The organism is Microbacterium sp. K41 (assembly GCF_004794395.1).
Classification (GTDB): domain Bacteria; phylum Actinomycetota; class Actinomycetes; order Actinomycetales; family Microbacteriaceae; genus Microbacterium; species Microbacterium sufflavum.
In genome coordinates this window covers 20715-28478 of the sequence record NZ_SSDO01000447.1, presented here as the reverse complement: position 1 = coordinate 28478, position 7764 = coordinate 20715, and the positions used below count along the sequence as shown (strand labels likewise).

Genomic DNA, 7764 nt, shown 5'->3' with positions numbered 1-7764 from the left:
GCGCTCGCGGTCACGGGTCCGTCGCCGTGGCTGCCGCTGGCGGCGGTGGGCGGCGGACTGCTGCTGACCGGGGCTCTCGTGGCGCGGGGGCGTCGCGGAGGAGAGCGCGGGGAGGGGCGAGGATGACACGGCCGTGGCGGCGCACGATCGCCGGTGTCCTCGGGGTCGGGGTCCTGGTCGGCGTGGCGCTCCTGCCCGCGGTGCAGCCGACCGAGGCGCGGTTCACCGATCCGGAGTACGCGGCGGGGTCGTTCACCGCGTCGCAGCTGACGACGCCCACGATCACCTCGTGCAGCGTGACCAACCTGCTCGGCACGTTCACGGGCTTCACGATCACGTGGAGCTCCGGATACCTCAAGCCGCAGCAGCGACTGTCGATCAACAACGTCGCGGTCGACAACGCGAACGTGACGCAGAGCGGCAGCGGCCCCTACTCCTACTCCGCGACGATCAGCTCCGGTCTGCTCAGCACGCTGCTGGGGAGTCTGCTCGGCTCGTCGAACACGGTGCGGGTCGAGGCCGTCCTGCCCGGCACGGCCTGGGTGTCGCCCGCGGCGACCCGCACGCTGTCGGTGGGCGGACTGCTGGGGCTCGGGGGCAACAACACCTGCACGTGAGGTCGTGCCGGCGGTGCGGCGTTCAGTCGGCGAGGGCGAGGGCGCGGAAGAGGTCGCGCTCGCGCAGCTGCTCGCGGCGGCTCGCGGAATCGTCCTGCGTGCGGGCGGGAACGTCGCGGCCCGTGGTGCGCCGGTACAGCTCGTCGATCAGGGCGGTGGCCAGGTCGACCAGCTTGGCGATCTCGCGGTCGTCGCGGTCGATCCACACGCAGCGAGGCTCGTCGTGCACCGGAGCGAAGTCGACGTGCTCCTCCCACACGAACAGCGTGCGCTCGGCACCGAGCACGTGCTGCTGCCACCAGACCTGTCGCAGGTAGGTGCGCGGGATGCCGCGGAACGCCTTGTTCGTGGTCTTGATCTCGGCGAGGCGGATGCGCCCGTCGGCGTCGACCGCGATCCCGTCGGGCGTGGCGAGGTGGCGGTGCTCCACCTCGGCGCGGAACAGCGCGGAGGAGGGGAGGATCCCGTGCGTGGCTGCGACCCAGGCCGCGATCTCCGGCTCGCGCCGTCGGCCGTGGTCGGTGTACGCGTTGCCGCCGAAGCGGGGCCCGCCGCCCAGCTTGGAGTCGGCGGCACGGGCGATGGAGCGCTCGCTCGTGAGTCCGGCGACGTCGGTCGCGGTGATGCCGCGGGACCGCGCCCGCATCCACGCCACCCGGTCGCGAGAGTCCGCGACGATACGGGCGTGGAGTTCGGGGGTCACCTGAAAACCCTAACCCCGTCCGCCGACGCTCCCTCCCCGCACACGCCGCGTCCCCGCACGGCCGCCGGGGATTTGGGGAGGGGCGCGCGCTGAGGTAGAGTGGGGGGCAACCGAAGACCGCTGGTCATCGTGTGTGCGCAAGCACGCAGGATCGAAGCTCTGCATCGCAGGGGCCCGCGCAGGTGTCACGAACTTCCGAGCTCCGTGCGCTTGCGCCGGAGCTCTTCTCTTTGCAGGGGGTCGGAGGCCGGCGCCCCACCACCGTGCGGCGCCTCGTACACATCAAGGAGTGACCATGGCGCAGAAGGATGCATCGGTCGCCGAGCTCACGAAGTCATTCGAGAACTCGAACGCCGTCCTGCTGACCGAGTACCGCGGTCTGACGGTTGCCCAGCTCAAGCAGCTGCGCAACAGCATCCGTCAGGACGCCGAGTACGCCGTGGTGAAGAACACGCTGACCAAGATCGCCGCCAACAAGGCCGGCATCTCCTCGCTGGACGACGACCTCAAGGGTCCGTCGGCCGTCGCGTTCGTGCACGGTGACTTCGTCGCCACTGCCAAGGCTCTGCGTGACTTCGCCAAGGCCAACCCGCTTCTGGTGATCAAGTCCGGCATCTTCGAGGGCAAGGCCCTCTCTGCCGACGAGGTCAACACGTACGCCTCGCTCGAGAGCCGTGAGGTTCTGCTGGCGAAGGCCGCGGGAATGATGAAGGCGACGATGGGCAAGGCTGCCGCCACCATCGACGCGCTTCGCGAAAAGCTGGAGACCGCAGAGGCCGCGTAAGCGACCGGCGATCTCGTCACCACCACCCCATCTATTAGGAGATACATCATGGCGAAGCTCACCACCGAGGAGCTGCTCGAGCAGTTTGCCGGCCTCACCCTCATCGAGCTGAACGACTTCGTGAAGGCGTTCGAGGAGAAGTTCGAGGTCACCGCTGCTGCCCCCGTCGCCGTTGCCGGTGCCGCCGGTGGCGCAGGCGAGGCCGCTGCCGAGGAGGAGAAGGACTCGTTCGACGTCATCCTCGAGGCTGCCGGCGACAAGAAGATCCAGGTCATCAAGGCTGTCCGCGAGCTCACCTCGCTCGGCCTCGGCGAGGCCAAGGCCGTCGTCGACGGTGCTCCGAAGGCCGTCCTCGAGGGCGCCAACAAGGAGACCGCCGAGAAGGCCAAGGCTGCTCTGGAAGAGGCCGGCGCGACCGTCACCCTCAAGTAATTCCAGCGCACCAGCGCTTCTGCGAAGGCCCCGGGTTCCGCCCGGGGCCTTCGTGCGTCCGGGGAGGGGTGCTCAGCGGGGTGGTGCGGTGGAGCTGCGCACGACGAGCGACGAGGGGGCGGTCACCCGCTCGATGGGGGCCTCCGGCTCCGCCATCCGTCGGATCAGCAGCCGCACGGCCTCGTGACCCTGGTCGCGGGGAGACTGCCCGATCGTGGTGAGGGCGAACATGTCCGCATGGGCGTGGTCGTCGATGCCGACCACGCTGAGCTCGGTGGGCACGGCGATGCCCAGGCGTCGAGCGGCGATGATCGCCCCGATCGCCGCCTCGTCGCAGACTCCGACGATCGCGGTGGGCCGGTTCCGCCGGTCTCCGAGGAGCCCGGCGGTCGCGGCATAGCCCCCGGGCATGGTCGGTGCCGCGCCGACGACGCGGGCGTGGGCGAGCAGGCCCGCCGCGCGGAGCGCGCCGTGGTACCCCTCGAGTCGCTGCGCATCGCCGTAGCTCAGTGCGGCGGCGTCGGTCGCGCCCCCCACGAACGCGATGTCCTCGTGGCCGAGCTCGATCAGGTGCTCGGTGGCGATGCGGGCGGCGGCGGTGTCGTCGATCGAGACCGCGCTCGATCCCTCGCTGTACGGCCCGACGCTGACCAGCGGGCGACCCGTGCGGTGCAGGCGCTCGAGCTCGCGCGCGCTCGGCTGGATGCCCACCGCGATGATGCCGTCGAACCTCCGACCGGGCAGCACGGTCTCGAACAGCCGTTCCCTGGTTTGCGTCCCCTCGGGAACGCCGTACAGCGACAGGTCGTAGTCCACGGAGAGGAGCGACTCCTGCACCCCGGCGAGCAGCTCGGCGAAGAACCAGCGGTCGATGGGCGGCATCACGAGGCCGACGGTCTGCGTGCGTCCGGTCGCGAGGCTCGTGGCGGACGAGTGGGCGACGTAGGCGAGGTCGTCTGCGGCGTCCATGACCCGCTGCCGTGTCTCGTCGGACACGTAGCCGCGTCCGCTCAGCGCCCGGCTCGCGGTGGCCTTGGACACCCCGGCACGCGACGCGACGTCCGCGATCGTGCTCATCGGTCCTCCTCGACCAGGGTCCACTTCGATGTGGGGACGGCGACGCCCGGGCTCGCCGGGTGACAGCGTAGCGGCTCGACCGTGGAAAAGGAACCGGTTCCACACTGATCCGGAGGGAGCGCTCCCATCCGCGACGCGGCGGCGCATCGGAATGGTTGCGAGCTTGTGACCCTTGCGTGTTGTGCGGGGAGCGGGCCGCCAGTATGTTGGCCTGGAATCGGTTCCCTAATCGACGCCGGTGCTGGCGACGGACAGCGGGACCCTGTACTCGAAGAGGAGAATTCACATGGCTCTGTCACAGCGTTCCCGGCTGGTCGTGCCGCTGGCCCTGATGGGCGTCGCGGGCATCGCCCTCGCCGGCTGCGGGGCTCCGGGAGGTGCGCCGAGCACCGGAGGCGGCGGAGGCGACGACGCCACCGTCACGATCTACGGCACGATCGTCGACTCGGAGGCGGAACTCCTCCAGGAGTCCTGGAAGGACTGGGCCGACGAGAACGGCATCACCATCAAGTACGAGGGCAGCCAGGACTTCGAGACGCAGCTGGGCACGCGCGCCCAGGGCGGCAACCCGCCGGACATCGCGATCTTCCCGCAGCCGGGTCTGTTCGCCGACTTCGCCGACCGCGGCTTCCTGAAGCCCGCCCCGGAGGAGGTCGAGAAGAACGCCAACGAGTACTGGACCGAAGACTGGGTGAACTACGGCACGGTCGGAGACACCTTCTACGGTGCCCCGCTCATGGCGAACGTCAAGGGCTGGATCTGGTACTCGCCCGCCAAGTTCGCGGAGTGGGGCGTCGAGGTCCCCAAGACCCTCGACGAGATGACGGCGCTGACCGAGAAGATCCAGGCCGCCACGGGCACGCCCGCCTGGTGCGCAGGCTTCGAGTCCGGCACCGCGACCGGCTGGCCGGGAACCGACTGGATCGAGGACTACGTGCTGCGCCAGTCCGGACCCGACGTCTACGACCAGTGGGTCACCAACGACGTGAAGTTCACCGACCCGCAGATCAAGCAGGCGTTCGACTCGGTCGGACAGATCCTGCTCAACCCGGCCAACGTCAACGCGGGCTTCGGCGACGTGCGCTCGATCAACTCGACCGCGTTCGGCGACGTGGCACCCAAGCTCGCCGCCGGCGAGTGCGCACTCACGCACCAGGCCTCGTTCCTGTCGGGCTTCTTCCCCGAGGGCACGAACATCGCCGAGGACGGCGACGTGTGGGCGTTCATGCTCCCCGGCGAGTCCGAGGGCGACACGGCCGTCACGGGCGCCGGTGAGATCGTCGGCGCGTTCAGCGAGTCCGAGGCCACGCAGAAGGTGCTCGCGTACCTGTCCAGCCCCGAGTGGGCCAACAGCCGCGTGAGCCTCGGCGGCGTCACCTCGGCCAACAACGGACTCGACCCGGCGAACGCCAAGGACCCGATCCTCCAGGAGACCATCAAGATCCTGCAGGACCCGGAGACCACGTTCCGCTTCGACGCCTCCGACCTGATGCCCGGTGCCGTCGGTGCCGGAACCTTCTGGAAGGGCATGGTCGCGTGGGTCAACGGCACCTCGACGGACGAGGTGCTCACGCAGATCGAGACCGGCTGGCCCTCCAGCTGATCCCGGGGGAAGAGGGGCCGCCCCGCACCAGGGGCGGCCCCTCTGCTCCCTCGGCGCCCACATCGACGTGGGCGCCGTGATCCGATCCGCGTGACGTAAGGGGAATCCGTGAACGCGACAGTCTTTTTCCAATGGATCGGCTCGCTCCCGCCGATCCTGCAGGCCGTCGCCGTGGTCATCGCCTTCGCGGTGGTCGTGGCGATCATCCTGCTGCTCGTGGACATCGCTCCACGCCGGGGCACGCAGTACACCATCATCCGGCTGGCGATGTGCCTGCTCATCCCGCTCGCCGTGATGTGGTTCTTCAACTCCTACTACTGGGCGATGGGGGTCGCGGTCCTCGTCGGAGCCGTCTTCTTCTTCCTGGACTACCGGTCCCGCGATGGAGCGGGCTACCTGATCCAGCTCGTCGCCTTCATGGCTCCGGCGATGCTGCTCCTGCTCGTCGGCCTCATCCTCCCGTCGATCCAGACCATGTACACGTCGTTCTGGAACTCCTCGGGCAACACGTTCGTCGGGTTCGCCAACTACGTGTGGATCTTCACGCAGTCGGACGGCATCACCTCGGTCGTCAACACCATCATCTGGGTGCTGCTGGTGCCGACGGTCTCGACGATCGTCGGTCTCGCGTACGCGGTCTTCATCGACAGGACCCGCGGCGAGAAGATCTACAAGGTGCTGGTGTTCATGCCCATGGCGATCTCGTTCGTCGGCGCGAGCATCATCTGGCGGTTCATGTACGAGTACCGCGGACCGGAGTTCGAGCAGATCGGTCTGCTGAACCAGATCCTGGTGTGGTTCGGCGGGACGCCGCAGCAGTGGCTGCTGAACCAGCCGTGGAACAACCTGTTCCTCATCGTCGTGCTCATCTGGGTCCAGACCGGTTTCGCGATGGTCGTGCTGTCGGCCTCCATCAAGGGCGTCCCGGCCGAGCTGCTCGAGGCCGCCGAGCTCGACGGCGCGAACGCGTGGCAGCGGTTCATCTCGGTGACCGTACCGGCGATCCGCCCGGCACTCATCGTCGTGCTCACCACGATCTCGATCGCCTCGCTGAAGGTGTTCGACATCGTCCGCACCATGACCGCCGGCAACTACGGCACGTCGGTGCTCGCGAACGAGATGTACACGCAGTTCTCGAAGTTCGAGGCGGGGCGCAGCGCCGCGCTCTCCGTCATCCTGTTCATCCTGGTGCTGCCGATCGTCATCTACAACGCGCGCCAGATCAAGAAGCAGCGGGAGATCCGATGACCGACACCGTAGGCACCGAGACCCCGGCCAGCACGCGCGCCGTCACGACCGGGGGTGGCCTCGACGGCGCCGCCGGACGCGCCAGGAAGAAGCTGTCCCGTCCGTGGGCGTCCGCCGCGTCGATCGTCATCGCGGTCCTGTGGACCATCCCGACGCTCGGGCTGTTCATCTCGTCGTTCCGTCCGCGCGACGAGATCCAGTCGACCGGATGGTGGACGTTCTTCACGAACCCGCAGGTCACGCTGGAGAACTACGTCGATGTGCTGCAGTCCGGCACGACGCAGCTGACCATCCTCGAGTCGTTCATCAACTCGATCGCCATCACGATCCCGGCGACCGTGGTGCCGCTGATGATCGCGGCCATGGCGGCGTATGCGTTCGCGTGGATCGACTTCAAGGGCCGCAACGCCCTGTTCATCTTCGTGTTCGCGCTCCAGATCGTGCCGATCCAGATGGCGCTGGTGCCGCTGCTCAGCTCGTTCTCGCGCGGCCTCAACCTGTTCGGTCTGCAGGTGACCCTGCCGCTCGGAGCATCGGACGGCTACGCGCAGGTGTGGATCGCGCACTCGATGTTCGCGCTGCCGCTGGCGATCTACCTGCTGCACAACTTCATGTCGGAGATCCCCGGTGAGATCATCGAGGCGGCCCGCGTGGACGGCGCCTCGCGCGGTCAGATCTTCTTCCGCGTCGTGCTGCCGCTGACGATGCCGGCGATCGCCTCGGTCGCGATCTTCCAGTTCCTGTGGGTGTGGAACGACCTGCTCGTGGCGCTGGTGTTCGCCGACGGAGCGGCCGCGCCGATCACGAAGCTGCTGGCCGAGATCACCGGGACGCGCGGCAACGACTGGTACCTGCTCACGGCGGGTGCGTTCGTGTCGATCATCATCCCGCTGATCGTGTTCTTCGCGCTGCAGCGCTACTTCGTGCGCGGCCTGCTCGCCGGGTCCACCAAGGGGTAGTCGAGACAGGAGCGCTCGCCGGAAGGGGCCGGTCACCGTCGCGGTGGCCGGCCCCTTCCGTGTGTCGCGGACGGGCTCGGCGGGGCGTCCCGGCGGCGGCATGCAGGAACTTCACATGATCGGAACGGGTGTCTCTGCGTAATGGAACGCTCCCGATCCCGTCTCATGGCATAGGGACGATCTGGGGACGTCCGCTCGGGGGTGGAGCGATCCGGTCCGGATGTTTGGGGCATCCGGTCCGGCAGTCTGCAGTGTCGTGTCTGCGTTTCGCCGTGGCAGGAGTGTGCCGCGGCGGCGCGTCCGCAGCGAGAGCTGATGTCGGAAGCCAGAAAGACACAACA

At 68.4% G+C, this 7764-nt stretch carries 8 protein-coding genes; 6 read left to right on the top strand and 2 right to left on the bottom strand.

Going from position 1 to position 7764, the window contains the following annotated elements; genetic code table 11:
- The first annotated feature begins 122 nt into the window (after nt 1–122).
- Nucleotides 123–617 carry a hypothetical protein gene (locus tag DW309_RS14315; protein ID WP_136045753.1) on the top strand — a complete coding sequence of 165 codons (495 nt, stop codon included), beginning with the start codon at nt 123–125 and terminating at the stop codon, nt 615–617.
- Nucleotides 618–639: 22 nt separating this feature from the next.
- On the opposite strand, the gene DW309_RS14310 is transcribed toward DW309_RS14315, so the two are convergent.
- Nucleotides 640–1320 (bottom strand): YqaJ viral recombinase family protein, encoded by a 681-nt coding sequence (locus DW309_RS14310; RefSeq protein ID WP_136034373.1) that lies wholly within the window; start codon nt 1318–1320, stop codon nt 640–642.
- 295 nt (nt 1321–1615) lie between these two features.
- Here DW309_RS14310 and rplJ point away from each other — a divergent pair, with 295 nt between their 5' ends.
- Nucleotides 1616–2104 (top strand): 50S ribosomal protein L10, encoded by a 489-nt coding sequence (gene rplJ / locus DW309_RS14305; RefSeq protein ID WP_136034371.1) that lies wholly within the window; start codon nt 1616–1618, stop codon nt 2102–2104.
- 48 nt (nt 2105–2152) lie between these two features.
- A complete protein-coding gene (gene rplL / locus DW309_RS14300; protein WP_067194328.1) occupies nt 2153–2536 on the top strand; it encodes a 50S ribosomal protein L7/L12 in 384 nt (127 codons plus the stop codon).
- Nucleotides 2537–2608: 72 nt separating this feature from the next.
- Here the strand turns inward: rplL and DW309_RS14295 are convergent, their stop codons facing one another.
- The gene (locus tag DW309_RS14295; RefSeq protein WP_136034369.1) at nt 2609–3613 is read right to left on the bottom strand and encodes a LacI family DNA-binding transcriptional regulator; all 1005 of its coding nucleotides are present in this window, start codon (nt 3611–3613) and stop codon (nt 2609–2611) included.
- 286 nt (nt 3614–3899) lie between these two features.
- On the opposite strand from DW309_RS14295, the gene DW309_RS14290 reads away from it, so the two are divergent.
- The 3 genes from DW309_RS14290 (at nt 3900) to DW309_RS14280 (ending at nt 7423) form a co-directional block, all read left to right on the top strand.
- On the top strand, nt 3900–5216 hold the full coding sequence (locus tag DW309_RS14290; protein WP_136036965.1) for an ABC transporter substrate-binding protein: 1317 nt from the start codon (nt 3900–3902) through the stop codon (nt 5214–5216).
- Nucleotides 5217–5324: 108 nt separating this feature from the next.
- A complete protein-coding gene (locus DW309_RS14285; RefSeq protein ID WP_136034364.1) occupies nt 5325–6464 on the top strand; it encodes a carbohydrate ABC transporter permease in 1140 nt (379 codons plus the stop codon).
- The gene (locus DW309_RS14280) at nt 6461–7423 is read left to right on the top strand and encodes a carbohydrate ABC transporter permease (protein ID WP_136034362.1); all 963 of its coding nucleotides are present in this window, start codon (nt 6461–6463) and stop codon (nt 7421–7423) included. Before DW309_RS14285 ends, DW309_RS14280 begins: the two co-directional genes overlap by 4 nt.
- Nucleotides 7424–7764 lie beyond the last annotated feature (341 nt).

Excerpts from the sequence above, each read along its gene's own strand:
- DW309_RS14315 (WP_136045753.1), top strand. The coding sequence starts at position 123 with ATGACACGGCCGTGGCGGCGCACGATCGCCGGTGTCCTCGGGGTCGGG.
- rplJ (WP_136034371.1), top strand. The coding sequence starts at position 1,616 with ATGGCGCAGAAGGATGCATCGGTCGCCGAGCTCACGAAGTCATTCGAG.
- rplL (WP_067194328.1), top strand. The coding sequence starts at position 2,153 with ATGGCGAAGCTCACCACCGAGGAGCTGCTCGAGCAGTTTGCCGGCCTC.
- DW309_RS14295 (WP_136034369.1), bottom strand. The coding sequence starts at position 3,613 with ATGAGCACGATCGCGGACGTCGCGTCGCGTGCCGGGGTGTCCAAGGCC.
- DW309_RS14290 (WP_136036965.1), top strand. The coding sequence starts at position 3,900 with ATGGCTCTGTCACAGCGTTCCCGGCTGGTCGTGCCGCTGGCCCTGATG.
- DW309_RS14280 (WP_136034362.1), top strand. The coding sequence starts at position 6,461 with ATGACCGACACCGTAGGCACCGAGACCCCGGCCAGCACGCGCGCCGTC.